The sequence below is a fragment of the Haloechinothrix alba genome, from assembly GCF_900188115.1.
GTDB lineage: Bacteria > Actinomycetota > Actinomycetes > Mycobacteriales > Pseudonocardiaceae > Haloechinothrix > Haloechinothrix alba.
Genome location: NZ_FZNW01000019.1, coordinates 37,107 through 54,997 on the forward strand (window position 1 = coordinate 37,107; position 17,891 = coordinate 54,997).

At 70.0% G+C, this 17,891-nt stretch carries 21 protein-coding genes and 1 tRNA gene; 15 read left to right on the forward strand and 7 right to left on the reverse strand.

Annotation, left to right across the window (positions count from 1 at the left end):
- Positions 1 to 21: 21 nt before the first annotated feature.
- From CHB84_RS17475 to CHB84_RS17490, 4 genes are all read left to right on the forward strand, one after another.
- The gene (locus tag CHB84_RS17475; RefSeq protein WP_089302718.1) at positions 22 to 282 is read left to right on the forward strand and encodes a DUF3040 domain-containing protein; all 261 of its coding nucleotides are present in this window, start codon (positions 22 to 24) and stop codon (positions 280 to 282) included.
- Positions 273 to 893 carry a hypothetical protein gene (locus CHB84_RS17480; RefSeq protein ID WP_089302719.1) on the forward strand — a complete coding sequence of 207 codons (621 nt, stop codon included), beginning with the start codon at positions 273 to 275 and terminating at the stop codon, positions 891 to 893. Before CHB84_RS17475 ends, CHB84_RS17480 begins: the two co-directional genes overlap by 10 nt.
- 286 nt (positions 894 to 1,179) lie before the next feature.
- The gene (locus tag CHB84_RS17485) at positions 1,180 to 1,824 is read left to right on the forward strand and encodes a dienelactone hydrolase family protein (protein ID WP_089302720.1); all 645 of its coding nucleotides are present in this window, start codon (positions 1,180 to 1,182) and stop codon (positions 1,822 to 1,824) included.
- A gap of 211 nt (positions 1,825 to 2,035) precedes the next feature.
- Positions 2,036 to 2,356 (forward strand): hypothetical protein, encoded by a 321-nt coding sequence (locus tag CHB84_RS17490; protein ID WP_089302721.1) that lies wholly within the window; start codon positions 2,036 to 2,038, stop codon positions 2,354 to 2,356.
- Positions 2,357 to 2,362: 6 nt separating this feature from the next.
- Here the strand turns inward: CHB84_RS17490 and CHB84_RS17495 are convergent, their stop codons facing one another.
- Positions 2,363 to 3,400: a zinc-binding dehydrogenase gene (locus CHB84_RS17495; RefSeq protein WP_089302722.1), complete on the reverse strand. Its 1,038-nt coding sequence runs from the start codon at positions 3,398 to 3,400 to the stop codon at positions 2,363 to 2,365.
- A gap of 89 nt (positions 3,401 to 3,489) precedes the next feature.
- Between CHB84_RS17495 and CHB84_RS17500 the strand changes: the two genes are divergently transcribed.
- The 3 genes from CHB84_RS17500 (at position 3,490) to CHB84_RS17510 (ending at position 6,400) form a co-directional block, all read left to right on the forward strand.
- A complete protein-coding gene (locus CHB84_RS17500; RefSeq protein WP_342743977.1) occupies positions 3,490 to 4,068 on the forward strand; it encodes a TetR/AcrR family transcriptional regulator in 579 nt (192 codons plus the stop codon).
- A 167-nt stretch (positions 4,069 to 4,235) separates the two neighbouring features.
- Positions 4,236 to 5,249 (forward strand): NAD(P)-dependent oxidoreductase, encoded by a 1,014-nt coding sequence (locus tag CHB84_RS17505; RefSeq protein WP_089302723.1) that lies wholly within the window; start codon positions 4,236 to 4,238, stop codon positions 5,247 to 5,249.
- The gene (locus tag CHB84_RS17510; RefSeq protein ID WP_089302724.1) at positions 5,246 to 6,400 is read left to right on the forward strand and encodes a DUF1015 family protein; all 1,155 of its coding nucleotides are present in this window, start codon (positions 5,246 to 5,248) and stop codon (positions 6,398 to 6,400) included. Before CHB84_RS17505 ends, CHB84_RS17510 begins: the two co-directional genes overlap by 4 nt.
- Before the next feature lie 88 nt (positions 6,401 to 6,488).
- On the opposite strand, the gene CHB84_RS17515 is transcribed toward CHB84_RS17510, so the two are convergent.
- Positions 6,489 to 6,572, reverse strand: a tRNA-Leu gene (locus CHB84_RS17515).
- Between the two features lie 148 nt (positions 6,573 to 6,720).
- Between CHB84_RS17515 and CHB84_RS17520 the strand changes: the two genes are divergently transcribed.
- Positions 6,721 to 8,040, forward strand: coding sequence for a M20/M25/M40 family metallo-hydrolase (locus tag CHB84_RS17520; protein WP_089302725.1), 1,320 nt, complete (start codon positions 6,721 to 6,723; stop codon positions 8,038 to 8,040).
- On the forward strand, positions 8,040 to 8,987 hold the full coding sequence (locus tag CHB84_RS17525; protein WP_089302726.1) for an alpha/beta fold hydrolase: 948 nt from the start codon (positions 8,040 to 8,042) through the stop codon (positions 8,985 to 8,987). Before CHB84_RS17520 ends, CHB84_RS17525 begins: the two co-directional genes overlap by 1 nt.
- Here the strand turns inward: CHB84_RS17525 and CHB84_RS17530 are convergent.
- From CHB84_RS17530 to CHB84_RS17540, 3 genes are read right to left on the reverse strand one after another with little or no spacing between them, the layout of a single operon-like run.
- Positions 8,980 to 9,231, reverse strand: coding sequence for a DUF5703 family protein (locus CHB84_RS17530; protein WP_089302727.1), 252 nt, complete (start codon positions 9,229 to 9,231; stop codon positions 8,980 to 8,982). The two genes, CHB84_RS17525 and CHB84_RS17530, sit on opposite strands and share 8 nt — an antisense overlap.
- Positions 9,228 to 10,280, reverse strand: coding sequence for a YncE family protein (locus CHB84_RS17535; RefSeq protein ID WP_245818808.1), 1,053 nt, complete (start codon positions 10,278 to 10,280; stop codon positions 9,228 to 9,230). Before CHB84_RS17535 ends, CHB84_RS17530 begins: the two co-directional genes overlap by 4 nt.
- 50 nt (positions 10,281 to 10,330) lie before the next feature.
- On the reverse strand, positions 10,331 to 11,302 hold the full coding sequence (locus CHB84_RS17540) for an aldo/keto reductase (RefSeq protein ID WP_176440025.1): 972 nt from the start codon (positions 11,300 to 11,302) through the stop codon (positions 10,331 to 10,333).
- Positions 11,303 to 11,452: 150 nt separating this feature from the next.
- On the opposite strand from CHB84_RS17540, the gene CHB84_RS17545 reads away from it, so the two are divergent.
- Positions 11,453 to 12,154, forward strand: coding sequence for a histidine phosphatase family protein (locus CHB84_RS17545; protein ID WP_089302785.1), 702 nt, complete (start codon positions 11,453 to 11,455; stop codon positions 12,152 to 12,154).
- Between the two features lie 77 nt (positions 12,155 to 12,231).
- Here the strand turns inward: CHB84_RS17545 and CHB84_RS17550 are convergent, their stop codons facing one another.
- Both CHB84_RS17550 and CHB84_RS17555 read right to left on the reverse strand, forming a co-directional pair.
- Complete coding sequence (locus CHB84_RS17550) at positions 12,232 to 13,221, reverse strand: malate dehydrogenase (RefSeq protein WP_089302728.1); 990 nt, start codon at positions 13,219 to 13,221, stop codon at positions 12,232 to 12,234.
- A gap of 247 nt (positions 13,222 to 13,468) precedes the next feature.
- A complete protein-coding gene (locus tag CHB84_RS17555; protein ID WP_089302729.1) occupies positions 13,469 to 13,909 on the reverse strand; it encodes a TIGR03668 family PPOX class F420-dependent oxidoreductase in 441 nt (146 codons plus the stop codon).
- 139 nt (positions 13,910 to 14,048) lie between these two features.
- Between CHB84_RS17555 and CHB84_RS17560 the strand changes: the two genes are divergently transcribed.
- The 5 genes from CHB84_RS17560 (at position 14,049) to CHB84_RS17580 (ending at position 17,837) form a co-directional block, all read left to right on the forward strand.
- Entirely contained in the window at positions 14,049 to 14,624 is a 576-nt protein-coding gene (locus CHB84_RS17560; RefSeq protein WP_089302730.1) for a DUF3090 domain-containing protein, read from the forward strand.
- An 8-nt stretch (positions 14,625 to 14,632) separates the two neighbouring features.
- Entirely contained in the window at positions 14,633 to 15,427 is a 795-nt protein-coding gene (locus CHB84_RS17565; protein ID WP_245818809.1) for an SCO1664 family protein, read from the forward strand.
- Between the two features lie 99 nt (positions 15,428 to 15,526).
- Positions 15,527 to 16,459: an MBL fold metallo-hydrolase gene (locus tag CHB84_RS17570; RefSeq protein ID WP_089302731.1), complete on the forward strand. Its 933-nt coding sequence runs from the start codon at positions 15,527 to 15,529 to the stop codon at positions 16,457 to 16,459.
- A gap of 104 nt (positions 16,460 to 16,563) precedes the next feature.
- A complete protein-coding gene (locus CHB84_RS17575) occupies positions 16,564 to 17,385 on the forward strand; it encodes a DUF3097 domain-containing protein (RefSeq protein ID WP_089302787.1) in 822 nt (273 codons plus the stop codon).
- A 23-nt stretch (positions 17,386 to 17,408) separates the two neighbouring features.
- A complete protein-coding gene (locus CHB84_RS17580; protein ID WP_089302732.1) occupies positions 17,409 to 17,837 on the forward strand; it encodes an NfeD family protein in 429 nt (142 codons plus the stop codon).
- Positions 17,838 to 17,891 lie beyond the last annotated feature (54 nt).

Sequence of the window (17,891 nt, forward strand, 5' to 3'; positions counted from 1 at the left end):
CCTGGTGCACGGAGTCCGAACATGCGCAACGAGGACGAGAACCAACAGCTCAGCGAGCTCGAGGAACAGCTCGACGCCGCCGACCCCCGGCTCAGCCGTTCGCTCGACGACGGGGTACCGGTCAGGTCACGAGCGGTACCCGGCCATCTGATCGCCAGTGTCCCCGGCGTGTTACTCACGGTGGCCGGCATCGTCTCGTTCGACGGGTCGCTCGTCGTCATCGGGACCATCGCCGTCATGGTTGCTGTCTTGATGTACGAAGGTGGTCGGGCATGGGAGTGAGGACCGTGTCCGAGTACGAATCGGACCCGCGAGGCGAGGGGCCGACGCTCGTCAGCGACGGTCCGGGGAACGCGCCCGCGGTTCTCGTGCTCGATCCGGCCGGCGCCGCCAAGCACGAGGACATCCCGGCCAGCTGGCACGGGTTGCTGCGCAGCAGGTACGTCGTGTGGTGTCGCATGCCCGCACGGGACGCCCTGTCCTCGGCAGGGGAGGCGCTCGCCGAGCTTGCGGACCGGCACGTCACGGTCGACGTGGTGACCAGCGGTCCCGACGCGGCCGCGGCGATGGACCTCGTACGTGCCCGGGCGGATGCGGTGCGGGCACTGTTGCTGGTCGATCCGGCCGCCTCCGGCGCCCGCCTCGCGCACGACACGCGAGGCATGTGCGTCCCGGAGTCGCCCGGCGCTGAAGCACTGGCGGCGGATGCCGCCTGGGAAGAGCGGCACCGGACACACATCGCGGCACTCGCCGCCGCGGGTGTGGCAGTACGCACGGTCGCGCACAGCTCCGGAGGCCGCAGGGACCGGTTGCCGCCGCCCCTGCCCCTCGGTCATCCTGATGTGGTCGATCGGATCACCAGTACGTTCAACGGCCTCGACGGCACCCGATAGCCGCCCGGCGACCGGTGAACGGCGCTCCTGTGCTGCTCCACCCGTGCGAACCTCCTTGAGGTCGAGCTACGGGATCGGTCATCGTGTAGGGCGGTCGTGTCCACACCAGACCTGCCAGAGGGGGACTTTCGGGCGTTTTCCGGCACAGGCGGCCCATGCGCAGGGTGCCTGTGCCGTTCACCGGTCGCGTAACGCACGGCGGTGTCCCGACGAAGCATTCGGTGGGGAACGATCAGCCGGGTCAGGCAACGGTGCGTGCTCGGATACGCCGGGAGGTGGCATTGCCATGATCGTGCCGCTGAAGATCGATATCGGGGCAGCGACGGTGCACGGCGCCATGATGCCGCCGGACGGCGTCGACAAGGGGCTCGTCGTCTTCGTGCACGGCTCCGGCAGCTCGCGGCACAGTCCCCGGATCCGCGCCATGGCCAGGGGGCTACAGGCGGAGGGCTTCGGCGCGCTGCTGCTCGACCTGCTCAGTACGCACGAGGAACGTATCGATGCGCGTACGGGTGGTTACCGGCTCGACGTCGAGTTCCTCGCCGCACGCCTCGTCCACAGCCTCGACAGGGTCTGGCTCGGCCAGGGGCTCCAAGCCATGCCCGTCGGGCTGCTCGGCTCCGGCAGGGGCGCGGCGGTGGCACTGCTTGCCGCGGCCCGCGTGCCGCACATGGTGCGCGCGGTCGTGTCGCACAGCGGCCGGCCGGAACTGGCCGGTGCCGCCTTGACGCGCGTGCGCGCGCCGACGTTGTTCGTCGTCGATGAGCGGGACGAACACCTGCTCGAGCTCAACCACAACGCGGCGGCGCTGATGGTGGCCCACGATGTCCGCACGGTGCCGGGCGCCGACCACGTCGAGAGTGACGCGCACACCCTGGAGCAGGTGACGAAGTACGCAGGCGAGTGGTTCACCCACCACGTGCGGTGGTGACCTCCGGTTCCTCGGGAAGGACAGCCAGGGATGCGCCACCTGCGAGGGATTTTCATTACGCTATGAAGCGATGACAATGCTCATTGTAATCACCTCGGAAGGGTCGTGAACCAGCCGGCAGGCAGGGCCGTCACGATGGTGCGGCGCGTGGCTGCCGGCTCGTTCGTGTGCCGACCGAGGGGGTACTCCCTTGCAGGCGAGGAGCGATTCGATGCAGGCGATCGGTTCCGACATAGTGATGCTCGACGGAGTCCCCCGTAACCTCGCGGGGTCGCGCCGGGAGCTGGAGGAACTCGGCCTCCGGCTCGTCGACGTGACACAGGCCAACCGCCACCTCATCGCGGAGATGCTCAGCGCCAACGGCTACGGCGCACGGCACAGGTTCTGGGTGGAGTCCTGGGACGGTGTTCGCAACGACCCCGGCGGGACCACGTTCGTGGTGGCGGTCAACCAGCACGATCCGCACCAGCTCGATTGCGTGCCGGCCTCGCCGAGCTACCCGTACCGTCACCTGGCACAGCGCGGCGGCTAGCGCGCCTCAGGGCACGAGGACGATCTTGCCGACGTGCCTGGCCGCGCGGAACTCCCGTTGTGCCTCATGGATTCCGTCGAGCGCGTACCGTCCGGCGATGCGGGGGCGCACGCTGCCGGCCCTGGCGAGCTCGACGAGCCTGTCGAAATGCCGGCGCGTGTGCATGGACGAGCCGACAAGGTTCCGGTTGTGCAAGTACAACCGGCGCAGGTCGACGGGCACCACGGCCCCCGCGACGGCGCCGGCGATCACCCAGCGGCCCTCCTCGCGCAGCAGGGGCATCAGCTGCTCGATGCCGTCACCACCGACAACGTCGGCCACCACATCGAGGCCGTCCGGCGCGCACTCGGCGGGCCGGACGGCGAGGTCGTCCGTATCGCGCAGGAGCACGTGGTCCGCGCCCGCCTCGCGCACCCGGTCACTCTTGGACGATGTGGTCACCGCGAGAACCTCGGATCCCCGCGCGGCCGCCAGCTGGACCAGCGCCAGCCCGACGCCACCCGAAGCCCCGGTCACCAGGACCGTCTCACCGGCACGCAACCCCGCCCGCTCCAGCATCCCCATGGCCGTGCCGTAGGCCACCGGCAGGCATGCCAGCTCCTCGTCCGTGAGCGGGGAGCCGGTGACGTCATGGGCATGCGTCTCCGGGACGGCCACGTACTCGGCGAACCCGCCATCGACCTCGCTGCCGAGCAGGCCGATCGGCGGCGCGTGCCACCCCGTTCCCCGGTAGATCGCGGGATCGACGAGCACGCGGCGGCCGAGCCGCTCGGCTGGGACGCCCGGCCCGACGCCGGTCACCGTCCCCGCGACGTCGCCGCCCTGGATACGCGGGAACGTGACCGGACCGCGCCATCCTGCCTGCGCGTGCGGGTTACCGGGTAGGCCGTAGGCGCCTTCACGTGTCCAGATGTCGGTGTTGTTCAGCGCAGCCGCACCGACCCGAACGAGTACCTCGCCCTCCGCGGGCCCGGGGTCGGGCACGTCCTCGCGGTACTCGAGGGTCTCGGGTCCTCCGAACGCGGTCAGCACCACGGCACGCATCAACGATCTCCCTACTATACCAGTCGGTTTAGGGAAAGCATGCCCGCGCGCCGGAACGTTGTCAACTCACCGGTAGGTATAGTGAGCGTGTGGTCGAACGCAACGAGATGACCGAAGCCGGGCGGAGCCTGCTCGCCGCAGCCTCCGAGCTGTTCTACCGGGAGGGCATCAACGCCGTCGGGGTAGCCGCCATCGCCGACGCGGCCGGGGTGACCAAGAAGACGCTCTACGACTGTTACGGCTCCAAGGCCAGGTTGGTCGCGGCATACCTGGAGGACCGCCACCAGCGCTGGTGGACGTACCTGCAGCAGCGCCTCGACGAGGCGACCTCGCTGCGAACGCTGGTGCTCTACCGCGTCTATCTCGACCATCCGGCCCTGGATCTCTCCCGCGGGTGCGGGTTTCTCAACGGGGCCGCCGAGCTGCCGGTCGAGCATCCCGGGTTCGCAGTCATCCGCGACCACAAGTCCGCTGTACGTCGCCTGCTCGCCGACCTCGTCACGGAGGACCGCCCGGACGATCCCGATCCGCATGCCACCAGCGAGCAGCTGTTCCTGCTGCTCGAAGGCGCGATCGCGCATCGTGCCATCGACGGTGACACGCACCTGTTGCACAGCGCGGAGCGGATCGCGGAGTCGCTGCTCGTCGCGGGCCATGCCGGCGCATGACGGGATCACGTGAGTATCTGTTGCGAATAGCGAGACGGTTGCGCGTAAAGCAACGACCTGTCACGCTGGTGCTGGCCGGGAGCTGAGCCTCACGGGTCGCGCGCACCCGCCCGAGGGCGGCTTCCCGACTCCGTTGCACGCCCATCGGAGCCCAAGGGGGCAGGCTGATGCACATACTCCTCGCCGACGCCCTCCCGGAGGCCCACGTCCGCGGTCTCACCGAGCGGGGGCACCGGGTCAGCTACGAACCCGAGCTGGCAACGGAAGGCCTGGCGGGCCGTATGCCGGGCACCGAGGTTCTCGTGGTCCGCAGCACGCGCGTCACCGCGCCGGTGCTGGAGGAGGCCGACTCGCTCCGCGCGATCATCCGCGCCGGCTCCGGCACCAACACCATCGACACCGCCGCCGCGACCCGGACGGGGGTCGCCGTCTGCAACGTACCGGGACGCAACGCCGTCGCCGTCGCGGAACTGACCTTCGGGTTGCTGCTCGCGCTCGATCGCAGCATTCCCGACAACGTCTCCGACCTGCGCGCCGGGCACTGGGACAAGGCACGATACGCCCGCGCACGCGGCATCGCTGGCCGCAAGATCGGTGTCGTCGGACTCGGCGAGATCGGTTTGGCCTTCGCCGAACGCGCTGCCGCGTTCGGCGCCGAGGTGTTCGCCGTCGGCAAGGCCGGTCGTTCCCGGCAGACTGCCGAACGCATCGAGGCCACGGGCATCCGGCTGGTCGCCGACCTGCCGACGCTCGCTGAGATGTGTGACGTGCTGTCCTTACACGTTCCGGCAGGCGAGAGCACCAGGGGGCTGGTGAACAGCGAGCTGCTCGAACGGGTCCGGCCGGGAACCATCGTTCTCAACACAGCCCGCCCCGAGGTCATCGACGAGGACGCCCTGCTCGAGGCGATGGACCGCAAGGGCATTCGCGCCGGGGTCGACGTATTCGCCGGAGAACCGCAGCACAGCACAGGGACCATCGATTCGCGGCTGGCCCGGCATCCCAACGTGTACGGCACGCACCACATCGGCGCCTCGACCGAGCAGGCACAGCACGCCATCGCGGAGGAGGTGCTGAGTATGATCGACTCGCTGGAAGGCGGCACGATACTGCACTGCGTGAACCCGGAAGCCGTGACCGCTGTACCGATGCGGTCGGACCACGCGGCGGCCGTGTCATGACCGATCTGCAGACCCGCGCCGCGCGACCGGCCACAGACACCGGCCTGCTCCGCCGCCCGAACGTGCGCCTGCTCGTCCCGGACGGCTATGGAAACGATGCGCTCGACCAGGCGCAACACGATCGCACGGCTCTGACGCGGCTGCTCAGCGATGGAGCATTTCACGAGCACGCGGAGCACTCCTACATCGTTTACCAGCTCGCCTCGGCAGGGCGCACATTGACAGGGGTAGTCGTGGAGATCTCCGTCGATGCCTACCGGCAGGGGCGGATCCGGCCACACGAGGACACCTCACCCGAGCGGGAACGGGCGCTGGCCACCTCGCTGCAGGAACTGGGTGCCGCGTTCGTGCCCGTCACCCTCATGTTCGATGCGCTGCCCGCGCTGCGCGCGCGGCTGGCCGAGACCATGACGGCTACGCCGGACACGTACACCACCTCGGCGGACGGGGTCGTGCAACGCGCGTGGCGGGTCACCGACCCCGACGCCGAGCTCGCACTGCACAGCGAGCTCGCCGCCCTGTCGACGCTGCACATCGCGGACGGGCACCACAGGATGGGCGCGGCCGCGCGGCACGCGCGGCGGGCCGAGCTGCACGGTCAGCCGACGGCCTCCCGCTTCGTGCTGGCCGCGCTGTTCCCGTACGAGGACATGCACGTTCTCGGGTACCACCGCTGCGTGGCGCTGCCGGACGCCGTACCTGCCGCGGACTTCCTGCACGCGATCCGGACGAGCCCCGGCTGCGCGAGGCTGCGCGAGTGCGACCGGGACGCCGCGGTGCACACCGCGCCCGGCGTGGTGGGGGTGTATCTGGACGGGTCCTGGTACCGGCTCGAGCTGCGTCGCCGCATCAGCAACTCGGACCCGCGTTCCTCGCTCGACATCGTAGCGCTGACCGAGCGCATCCTCGCTCCCGTTCTCGGAGTCGGCAACGTCTCATCCGACCCGCGCGTCACACCCGTATCCGGTACGGCAGGGGCCGAGGGCATCGCCGCGCGATGTGCGGAGAACAACGAGATCGGCTTCATCCTGCACCCACCGACGGCCGAGCAGGTGATGGCGGTAGCCGACGACGGGATGGTCATGCCACCGAAGTCGACCTGGTTCGAGCCGAAAGCGCGTAGCGGACTGTTCGTCCACCTGCTCGACTGAGCGTGTTCGTGAACGGGTCGGCGGGCACACAGCAGGCCCGGCCGACGAGCAAGGGCCCGGGTCGCGTTCGACCCGGGCCCTTGTGCCGTGTCGGAGGGGGGACTTGAACCCCCACGCCCGTTACGGGCACTAGCACCTCAAGCTAGCGCGTCTGCCTTTCCGCCACTCCGACGTGCTGCCCCGATAGCGTAGCGGATCCGGTGCTCCCGGTGATACACGGGGTACCCGGTCGCGATGAGCAGTAGAGCCGTCCTCGGCAGACGGCGCGCAGGCGCGGTCGCGACACGCTCGGCGCTGGCGGATGATGATAGGAAGGACTGGTGACTGACCTGTTGACCATCGAAGACGTCGCGGCCGAAGCGGTCAGCTTGACCAGCGAGCTGATCCAGATCGACACCACCAATACCGGCGATCCGGACACGGTGGTCGGTGAGCGGGCGGCAGCCGAGTACGTCGCGGAGAAGCTGACCGAGGTCGGCTACGAGATCAGCTACGTCGAGTCGGGAGGACGCGACCGGCACAACGTGGTGGCCAGACTGCCCGGAGCCGACCCGTCACGTGGTGCGTTGCTGGTACACGGGCACCTCGACGTCGTGCCTGCGGACCCGTCCGAGTGGTCGGTGCACCCGTTCTCCGGCGCGGTGCGGGACGGGTACGTATGGGGCAGGGGAGCGGTCGACATGAAGGACATGCTCGGCATGTGCCTGGCCCTGGCGCGTTACTACAAGAGCAACGGGATCGTGCCACCCCGCGACCTGATTTTCGCGTTCCTCGCGGATGAGGAGGCCGGTGGGTCGTACGGGGCCCAGTGGCTGGTGGACAACCGCCCGGAGCTGTTCGCGGGTGCGACCGAGGCGATCAGCGAGGTGGGCGGGTTCTCGGTCACCTTCGGGGACCACCGCGCATACCTGATCGAGACCGCGGAGAAGGGCATCCGGTGGATGAAGCTACGGGTGCGCGGAACCGCCGGGCACGGCTCGATGATTCACCGGGACAACGCGGTGACCGCGCTGGCCGAGGCCGTGACGCGACTGGGTAACCACCAGTTCCCGCTTGTGCTGACCGAGCCGGTGCGCGAGTTCCTCGACCGGCTCGGTCAGCTGACCGGTTGGGAGTTCCCGGAGGACGACCTCGACGGCGCCCTCGACAAGCTGGGCAACATCTCCCGGCTGATCGGCGCGACACTGCGCGACACGGCGAACCCGACGATGCTGGACGCCGGGTACAAGGCGAACGTGATCCCGTCCGTGGCCGAGGCGAGCGTGGACTGCCGCATCCTGCCTGGCCGGATGGAGGCGTTCAACGCCGAGCTCGACGAGATACTCGGCCCCGAGGTCGAGCGTGAGTGGATGGAGCTGCCTCCCGTCCAGACCACCTTCGACGGCGCGTTGGTGGAGGCCATGACCGCCGCGCTCGTCGCAGAGGACCCCGAGGCCCACACGCTGCCGTACCTGCTCTCCGGCGGCACCGACGCCAAGGCATTCGACAAGCTCGGGATCAGGGGCTTCGGCTTCTCACCCCTACGGCTGCCTGCCGACCTCGACTTCTCCGCGCTGTTCCACGGTGTCGACGAGCGCGTGCCCGTCGACGCGATCCACTTCGGCACCCGTGTCCTCGACCGGTTCCTGCGCAGCAGTTGATGTCCGGCTTCACCCTGTCCGACGGGACCACCCTGCACCTGGAGTGCGAGGGCGACCCGGAGGCCTCGGTGACGGTGCTGTTCGCGCACGCCTACGCCGTGGATCATCGTTGCTGGCAGGACATCGCGGGGGTCGTCCCCACCGCGGTCGAATGGCCCGTCCGTGTGATCAGCTGCGACCTGCGCGGGCACGGCTCGTCCAGCAGGGCTACGGAGAGCACCGCCACGGTGGAACAGCTCGCCGACGACCTGGCCGAGATCATCGCCGACGTGGCTCCCGAAGGCTCCGTGGTCGTCGTGGGGCACGGCATGGGAGGGCTCGCGACCCTGGCACTCGGCAGGCGCCATCCGCAGCTGTTCGCGCGACGCACGCCGGATCAGCCGGCCAGGGTCGCAGGCATCGTGTTGCTGTCCACCGGGGTCGGTGACGTCGCCGCGGAGGCGCGCGCCGCGACCGGCCTGGCCGTTGAAGGATCGCGCTCACCGCCGAACCTGCTCAGCAAGGTCATCCAGGACCTGGAGGTGGTGCTGGGGTCCCGGCTGGTGGACCTGGTGACCGACCGCGCGCACAAGGCGGCCGTGACCGCGATGCGGTGGTCGATGTTCGGCGAGGACCCCGACCCGGACGATGTGGTGCTGACCCTCCGCATGATCCGCGCGCACTGGCCGGAGACGATGGCCCTGTTCCGCCCGGGGCTGGACGCCTACATCAAGCAGGCGCAGCTCGACGTTCCCGGACACACCCGGGTGATCAGCATGGTGGGGGAGCGCGACAGGCTCGTCGAGCCGGAGCAGGCGAGCGCGTTGCTGGGAGCCGACCGCGCCGAGGAGCTCATCGTGCTACCGGACGCCGGCCATATGCTGCCCCTGGAGCGGCCGGCCCAGGTCATCCCGCGCATCGTCGCGGCGGTTCATGCCGCCCACCGGAACCAGGGTGACGCTAGGTGATCAGCCCGGGCAGGCAGGCGCGGCTGGGTTGGTAGCGACGCCGGAGCCACACCCGGCGGCTGCCGTCGCCGTACAGGCGCACCGTGGACAGCTCCCAGTCGGCGTACTCGGCGTGGATCGACAGCTGGGTCACCGCGGCCGGGCGCGACACGCTCGAGGGCAGGCGTAGCCTCTGGTACTCCCAGCGCCCGTCGTTGAGATAGGACCCGTCGCTGTCGGCCTCGCCGCTCACCGCCTCGCTCATGGTTCGATCACCTGAATCCCTTCGCCCGCAGCAGATCCGACGACCACACGGCCGTCCTGGTTCTCGACGGTAACCGAATTCGGCTGGCGAACGGTGTCGAAGCGGTGGATTTCCTCCGGTTGCCCGCCCGCGACGTCGAACCCGACGACCTCGTTGCGCGCTGTCAGCGTGACCCACGCGAGATCGCGTTCGGCGTCGTAGGCGATCGCGTAGATGCCTCCGTGCACCGGGTAGCGTTGCACGAGCACCAGCGGGTCCGCCGCGAAGGCGAGCAGGCCGTCCGAGAGGGTATCGGTCACGAGCACGCGACCGAAGCCGTCCGCCGTCGCGTTCGTCGCCCCTTGGCCCGCTCGCAACCCGAGGCCGATATCGCGCTCCTCGAGGTCGACCTCGAAGACCGCGCTGCGCAACCGGTCCAGGACGACCACGGCGTCACCGGTACTGATCACCCGATCGGCGCTGGCGATGTCGTCGCCGATGCTGGCGGTGCGTTGCTCGTGCTCGAACACGTCGACCTCGGCCCGTTCCCGGCTCGCCACGATGCGCGAATCGCCGTGCTCGGTGACACCGGCAGGAGCCCCCTCGATCCCGGTGCGCCCGACGACGCCGCCCTCCGGGGAGAGGTGGAGCAGTTCGTCCTGTCCGGGCACGGTGGCCAGGAACGCGTTCTCGCCGGGGACGAGCTGCTCGACGTCACCGGGAACCGCGATCTCGCGTAGCGGCTCGGGGAGGTCGTCGAGCGGGTAAAGGAGCACCGCAGCCCCCGCGTCGCCGCCGGCGGTGAGCGCGGCGGCGAGAGTGCCGGACTCGGCGTGCACGGCCACGTCGGAGACACCGGCAGGCACGTCGATCACGGTTCCGTCGGGCTCGGAGGTCTGTTCGGGCGAGTCGACCGGACCCACCGCCTCGGGGTCGTCGACGACCTGCAACGCATCACCCTGGCCCTCGACATCGGCGCAGGCGCCGAGCAGCAGCCCGCAGGTGACGGCGAGCGCGGCGGCCCGGATGCCGCGTGCCCGGCGCGCGGACGATCGTTGTGTGGTGTGCACGGCACAAGCATCCCGCACGGCCGTGACACGACCGCGCACAGGTCGCGAGGTCAGTGGTGCTCCGGGTAGCCAAGCTCGATGGCACTGATGTCGTCCAATGCCGAGCGGATCTCGGCCGGCAGCACGATCTCTTCGGCCCGCAGCGCCCCGTTGAGCTGGCCGGTGTCCCGCGCTCCGACGATGGGCGCGGTCACTCCCGGCCGGTCACGCACCCACGCCAGCGCGACCGCGAGGGGCGATGTGCCGAGACCGTCTGCTGCTGTGGTGACCGCCTGCACGATCCGCGCCGCCCGCTCCGTGCGGTGATGCTCCACATAGGCCGCGTACCGCGCGGAGGCGCCGCGCGAGTCTGCGGGCGTCCCCGACCGGTACTTCCCGGTCAGCACGCCCCTGCCCAACGGAGCCCACGGCAGTAGCCCGATCGCGTGATGCTCCGCGGCCGCGACGAGCTCCCGCTCCACTCCGCGTTCGAGCAGGGAGTACTCCATCTGGGCGGAGACGATCGGACTCGCCGGACTCGCGCCACGGCGGCGCTCGGCAGCGGTCGCCAGCTGCCAGCCCGCGTAGTTGCACACCCCGACGTACCGGACCTTGCCGGACGACACCGCGGCGTCCAGCGCTCCGAGCGTTTCCTCCAGCGGTACCGCGCCGTCCCAGGCGTGCAGCTGCCACAGGTCGACGTACTCGGTCCCGAGCCTGCGCAACGAAGCGTCGAGCGCCGCCAGCAACGCCCCACGCGAGGCCCCGCCACCGAACGGCCCATCGGCGCGGCGCGCCGCCGCCTTGGTGGCCAGCACGATGCTGTCGCGGGAAATATGATCGCCGAGCAACGAGCCCAGGATCTCCTCGGCGGCGCCCTCGTTGTACACGTCCGCGGTGTCGACCAGCGTCCCGCCTGCCTCGACGAACGCGGCGAGCTTGTCGGCCGCCTCATCGCTGCCCGTCTCACCGCCCCAGGTCAGGGTGCCGAGTCCCATCCTGGATACCCGCAGGCCCGACCCGCCGAGAGCTCGCAGTTCCATGGCGGTGAGCTTATCGACGATCACGCTCAGCGGCGCGTCGGAGGGTACGCCGATCGCGAGGTACGGGATCTCGCCTGATCCGGTGACGGCCACGACTGCTGGTCGGGATGCGTGGCGAACACGCTCGCCACGGGTGACTACGCTGGTGGCGTGGGAACCGTCATCCTGTTGCGGCACGCGCGATCCGACGCGAACGGGTCGGGCGTGCTCGCCGGGCGGACGCCACACGTCGACCTCGACGACACGGGACGGGGCCAAGCCGTCGATCTGGTCGGACGCCTTGCGGGCGTCGAGCTCGCCGGGATCGTGCGCTCGCCCCTGCTGCGCTGCGCGGAGACACTGGAGCCGCTAGCACGGGCACGCGGCATCGACCCGGTCGTCGACGACGGTCTGTGCGAAGTCGACTACGGGGACTGGACCGGGCGTTCGCTCACCGAGCTGCAGGAGGAGCCGCAGTGGAGGGTCGTCCAGGCCCGCCCGTCCGCGGCCCGGTTCCCGGGAGGCGAAGGGCTGTCACATGTCCAGCACAGGGCGGTGGAGGCCGTTCGCAGCCATGACAGCAGGTTCGGCGCGGAAGGCGGGGACTCTGCCGTGTGGCTGCTGTGCAGCCACGGTGATGTGATCAAGTCCATCCTGGCCGACGCGCTGGGGATGCACCTCGACCTGTTCCAACGGCTGGTCGTCGACCCGGGCTCGCTCTCGGTCGTGCGGTACACGGAACTACGGCCGTTCGTGCTGCGTATCAACGACACCGGCGCAGGGGTGTCCGATTTCGTCGCCGACAGCGCGGCAACCGGGTCCGATGCCGCGGTCGGCGGGGGCGCAGGCGCCTCGACGGCCGACGCCGAATGACCCGAGTCGCTGCGAGCAGGTCCGGCGCAGGCACGCTGCTGGCGCCCACCCCGGCGAGCGGGCGCCAGCAGCGTGCCTCACACCAGTCCGAGCTTACGAACGGCGTCGCGCTCCTCCACGAGCTCGTTGACCGAGGCGTCGATCCTGGGACGCGAGAACTCGTTGATCTCCAGACCCTGCACGATCTCGTAGTTGCCGCCGGAGCACCGCACGGGGAACGACGAGATCAGGCCTTCCGGCACGCCGTACGAGCCGTCCGAGGGGATGGCCATGGACGTCCAGTCATCGCTTGACGTGCCGTTCACCCAGGTATGCATGTGGTCGATCGCCGCAGACGCCGCAGACGCCGCCGAGGAGGCACCGCGAGCCTCGATGATCTCGGCGCCGCGCTTGGCTACCCGCGGGATGAACTCCTCGGCCAGCCACTTCTCGTCGTTGATGGCCTCGGCGACGTTCCGCCCGGCTGCCTCGGCGTGGAAGACGTCCGGGTACTGGGTCGCGGAGTGGTTACCCCAGATCGTGAGCTTCTTGATCTGCGAGACCGGGGTGTTCAACTTGCCGGACAGCTGTGCCAGCGCCCGGTTGTGGTCGAGGCGGGTCATGGCCGTGAAGCGGCCCGCAGGAACGTCCGGCGCGTGAGCCTGCGCGATGAGCGCATTGGTGTTGGCGGGGTTGCCCACGACAAGGACCTTGACGTCCGCGGCAGCGCCCGCATTGATCGCCTCACCCTGCGGCTTGAAGATGCCGCCGTTGGCCTCGAGAAGGTCGCCGCGCTCCATGCCCTTGGTGCGCGGGCGGGCTCCGACGAGCAGGGCGACGTTGCAGCCTTCGAACGCGCGCTTGGCGTCGTCGAAGATGTCCACACCGTCCAGCAGGCTGAACGCACCGTCTTCCAGCTCGAGCGCGGTGCCCTCGGCCGCGCTGACGGCCTGCGGGATCTCGAGAAGGCGGAGTCGCACGGGGGTGTCGGCGCCGAGCAGCTGGCCCGACGCGATTCGGAAGAGCAGCGCATAACCGATCTGGCCGGCTGCGCCGGTGACCGTGACGTTGACGGGAGCTTGGGTCATGACGTTCTCCTGCTAGCGGGTATACGACTGTTGCACGCGAGATGATGCTATCCGGCGCGCTGAGCGGCGGTCGTTCGCGTCGGCGGCAACGGTACCGCCGGCTGATCCGCTGCCCAGGAGCGTGTGCCCGCGCCGTGCGGTGCGGTCACGGGCATCCCGCGACTCGCCTCGCGCGCCTCCGCCCGGCCACGCCGGGGCCGGACGGTGCCGGATATCACAGGCCGCGTGCCGCACGGGGAGCCTTCCGTCACGTTGCCGCGTGGGACGAAGCACACCAGCCGCTCCAGCGACTCACATCGATTCGCACCACCGGCCCCTGCGGCCGGTGCGCCGCGTACTGCTCGTACTTGTCGCACAACGCCCGGACCAGCTCGCCGCGCGCAGCGCTCGCGGTGCCTGCGGGCAGGATCGTCGCGGTGCCGTCCGCGCGCGCCCACCACAGGTACGTCCAGTCCTCGTCATAGTGGTCGACCAGCAGGCTCACCGGTGGGTTCCGGTCGATGTTGCGCAGCCGGCGCAGCGCCGTCGTGCTCTTGGGCTTGTGATCGACCGCGAAGCACAGCCTGCCGGCGGCCAGCGCGAAGGTCACCGGCACCACGTGCGGTACCGCCTCGGCGTCGGCGGTCGCCAGCCGAGCCACCCGGGACCGCTGGAACCGCTCGCGGGCCTGTTCCTCACTCAGCCGCATACCCGCAACCGTAATCGCCGCCTACGGCGCGCTCGGGCCGCCGCACGGGTGCGCACACCAGGTCCCCTCGCGGTGCGACGGCCGATCCCAGGGGCGGCGGATGCCGAGTCACGGGGCGTGGCTTAAGGTCGGGGGTGCCATGGCTCGTGTCATCCACGTCTTCCGTCATCCCGATCGGTTCGTCTCCGGCACCGTCGGTGAACCCGGTGAGCGCACGTTCTACCTGCAGGCCAGCTCGGAGTCCAAGCAGGTCAGCGTCACGCTCGAGAAGCAGCAGCTCACCGTGCTCTCCGAACGGCTCACCTCGCTGCTCGAAGAGGTCGCCAGCCGGTTCGACACCGAGGTCCCGCCGTCGGCACCGGAGGAGCTCACCGACACCGACCCACTCGACGTCCCTGTCGAGGAGGAGTTCCGGGTCGGCACCATGGGGCTCGGCTGGGACGCCGAGAGCAGCTCGGTGGTCATCGAGTTGCTCGCCATCACCGAGGGGGAGGTCGACGAGAACATCGTGCTCGACGACACCGAGGAAGGACCAGACGCCGTGCGTGTGTTCCTCAGCCCCGCGCACGCCCGTGCCTTCGCCGAGCGTGCCGAGCGTGTCATCAACGCGGGCCGCAAACCCTGCCCGCTGTGCGACGAACCGCTGGATCCGGAAGGCCACATCTGCCCACGGCAGAACGGTTTCCTGCGGGACAACCCGTTCACCGAGGGCTGAGGCCGCGCGTGTACGGGTGGCAGGCTTCCGAGGCTCTCCAGCTGGTCACCGACGGCGCCCTGGAGATCGAAGGCAGGCTGCTCGACGCGTCCAACGTCACGCTCTACTGCACCGTGCAGCTGAACGGGGTCAGCGCGCCCGCCGTGTACAAGCCGGTCCGCGGTGAGCGGCCCCTGTGGGACTTCCCGGAAGGCACGCTCGCCGGGCGTGAAGTGGCGAGCTACCTGCTGGCGTGTTCGGCGGAGCTGAGCACGATCCCACCGACGGTACTGCGGGACGGTCCGCTCGGCGAGGGCATGGTCCAGCTGTGGGTCGACACCAGCGAGGCCGAGCTCGTCGACGTGCTCGATCCCGATGAGGTACCGCCCGGCTGGCGCACGGTGCTGCACGCCTACGATCGCGGGGGCTCGCCCGTCGTGGTCGCCCACAGCGATCACCCGCAGGTGCGTGACATGGCCGTGCTCGACGCCGTCCTCAACAATGCCGACCGCAAGGGCAGGCACGTCGTCCAGGGCACGGACGGCAAGGTGTACGGGCTCGACCACGGCATCTGCCTGCACGCAGAGCCGAAGCTGCGGACCGTGCTGTGGGGATGGGCCGGTGAGGACCTGCCTGCCGATGCGGTGGAGAAGCTGCGTAAGCTGCTCGCCGACCTCGACGGCACCCTCGGCGAGCAACTGACCGCGCACCTGACAGCGGCGGAGGTCGAGGCCGTGCGTTCGCGCGCGGGCGCACTGATCGGGGAGGGCGCGTTTCCCCTTCCTGTCGACGACGCCAGGGCCGTGCCCTGGCCGCTCTTCTGAGGGCCTGCTTCCGGGCGCACAGCCGGGCCCGCGACGCGCGGCACACGCACCGGCTACGCGTGCGGCGTAGCGACGAGGGATCCTGGAACACTGAGCGGTATGCGACGGCACTCGTACCGGGACAGGCTGACATCCCCGCTGCCCGGCCCGCGCGACTTCGTCAAGATCATGCGCGAGGGCGGGTTCCGCGGCTCGACCGCCAACGCGGATCGTATCCCGGTGATGCGCACGGGCCTGCCCCCGTTGCCACCCGGCGCGGCGAGCTGGACCTGGATCGGCCACGCGAGCTACCTCGTACGGATCGGGGGGCTGTGCGTCCTCACCGATCCGGTGTGGTCGGCGCGGATACCGGGAACTCCGCCGCGCCTGACGCCCCCGGGGCTGCCCTGGAACGACCTTCCACCCATCGACGCCGTGGTGATCAGCCATGACCACTACGACCACCTGGACGCGCCGACCTTGCGCCGGTTGCCGAGGAGCACACCGATCCTGGTCGGTGCCGGGCTGGGGCGGTGGTTCCGGCTACGCGGTTTCCATGCCGTTACCGAGCTCGAGTGGTGGGAGCACACCGAGATCGCCGGTGTACGGTTCGACTTCACCCCGACGCACCACTGGAGCCGGCGCGGGTTGTTCGACACGTGCGCCTCGTTGTGGGGTGGCTGGGTCATCACCGCACCCGACGGCACCCGGACGTACCACGCGGGCGACTCCGGGTACGGCCACAGGTTCGTCGAGGTCGGCGAGCGGTACCCGGGTATCGGCGTGGCGATGATGCCTATCGGTGCGTACGAACCGCGGTGGTTCATGCGCTACGTGCACATGACCCCGGCAGAGTCGGTCCGGGCCGTCGCCGACCTCGGAGCCCACACCATGGCATGCATGCACTGGGGGACGTTCGTCCTGACCAAGGAGCCGGTGGACGAGCCGCTTCAGCTGGTCCGCAAGGAGTGGGCCGCAGCGGGAGGGGACCCGGCGAACCTGTGGTCACTCGCCGTCGGGGAGACACGCTCGCTCGGCGCAGGCGACGAGTAGACCGCCCCGGAAGCGGGGGTGGCCGGCACGCCGGTCCGGCGCAGTCGGGACACGCGCCCGCGCCTGCCGGAGCGGGGCACGCGTGCCCGGTACTGTTGGCGATCGTGCGTGCTCACTCCTACGGTCGCGATGTACTGTCCCGTTCCCGCAAGCCCGCTCCGGCTGAGGTCGAGGCCGAACCGGGCCTCGTGGTCGAGGAGCGCGGGAGCGGGTTCTGCGGCGCTGTCGTCCGTGACGATCGCCGCGCTGTCACGCTGGAGGACCGGCACGGCAACCAGCGTGTCTTTCCGTTCCTGCCTGCCGGGTTCCTGCTCGACGGCTCGCCGGTGACGCTGGTTCCGCACTGCAGGCGCTCGGCCGCGGCCGAACAACGAACGGCATCGGGGTCGGTGCGCGTGGCGGGACTGCGGGCGCGTACCGCCAGGGACTCCCGGATCTGGGTGGAAGGCAAGCACGACGCCGAGCTCGTGGAACGGGTCTGGGGACACGACCTCCGGGTGGACGGCGTCGTCGTCGAGGAGCTGCGCGGCGTGGACCGTCTCGACGAGCACGTCGAGGCCTTCGGTACCGCGTCGAACCGCAGGCTCGGAGTGCTGGTCGATCACCTGGTGGAGGGCAGTAAGGAGTCCCGCGTCGCGGCCGCGGTCCGCGACCCGCATGTACTGGTCACGGGCCACCCGTACGTGGATATCTGGCAGGCGGTCAAGCCCGCCTCGCTCGGGATACCGGCGTGGCCGGAGGTGCCGAGGTCGGTGCCGTGGAAGGAGGGTGTGTGCGCGGCGCTGGGGTGGGGCGAGCCGCACGAGGGCTGGCAGCGCGTCCTCGCCGCCGTGGGCAGCTTCCGGGACCTCGAGCCCGACCTCATCGGGGCGGTGGAACGGTTGATCGACTTCGTCACCGAACCCGTGGAGACCGGGTCCCCGTGATCATCATGTGACACCATGGGGCGATGGGTGCGCTGATCTGGCTGATCGTCGGCATCGCCCTGCTGGCGGCGGAGGCGATGTCCGGCTCAATGGTGCTGGTCATGCTGGGAGCCGGGGCGCTCGCGGCGGCCGGGTCGATGGTCCTGGCCGACAGCGTGATCGTCTCTGTCGGGGTGTTCGCGGTGACCTCGATCGGGTTGCTCGTGCTGGCCCGCCCCGCACTCAAACAGCGCTTCCTGCTCGACCGTAGCGTGCGCACGAACGTCGATGCGCTGGTCGGTGCGCGGGCGGTGACGCTGTCCACGGTCGACGCCGAGCAGGGCAGGGTCAAGCTCAACGGCGAGGAGTGGTCCGCCCGCTGTTACGTCAGCGGCCAGGTCATCGAGCCCGACACGCCCGTCACCGTCCTGGAGATATCCGGAGCGATGGCGATCGTCTCACCGGGGCCGTAACGCGGCGGCACACGGCGTGGCCGCGGGTGATCGCGAGTGGGAAGGTCACGCGTT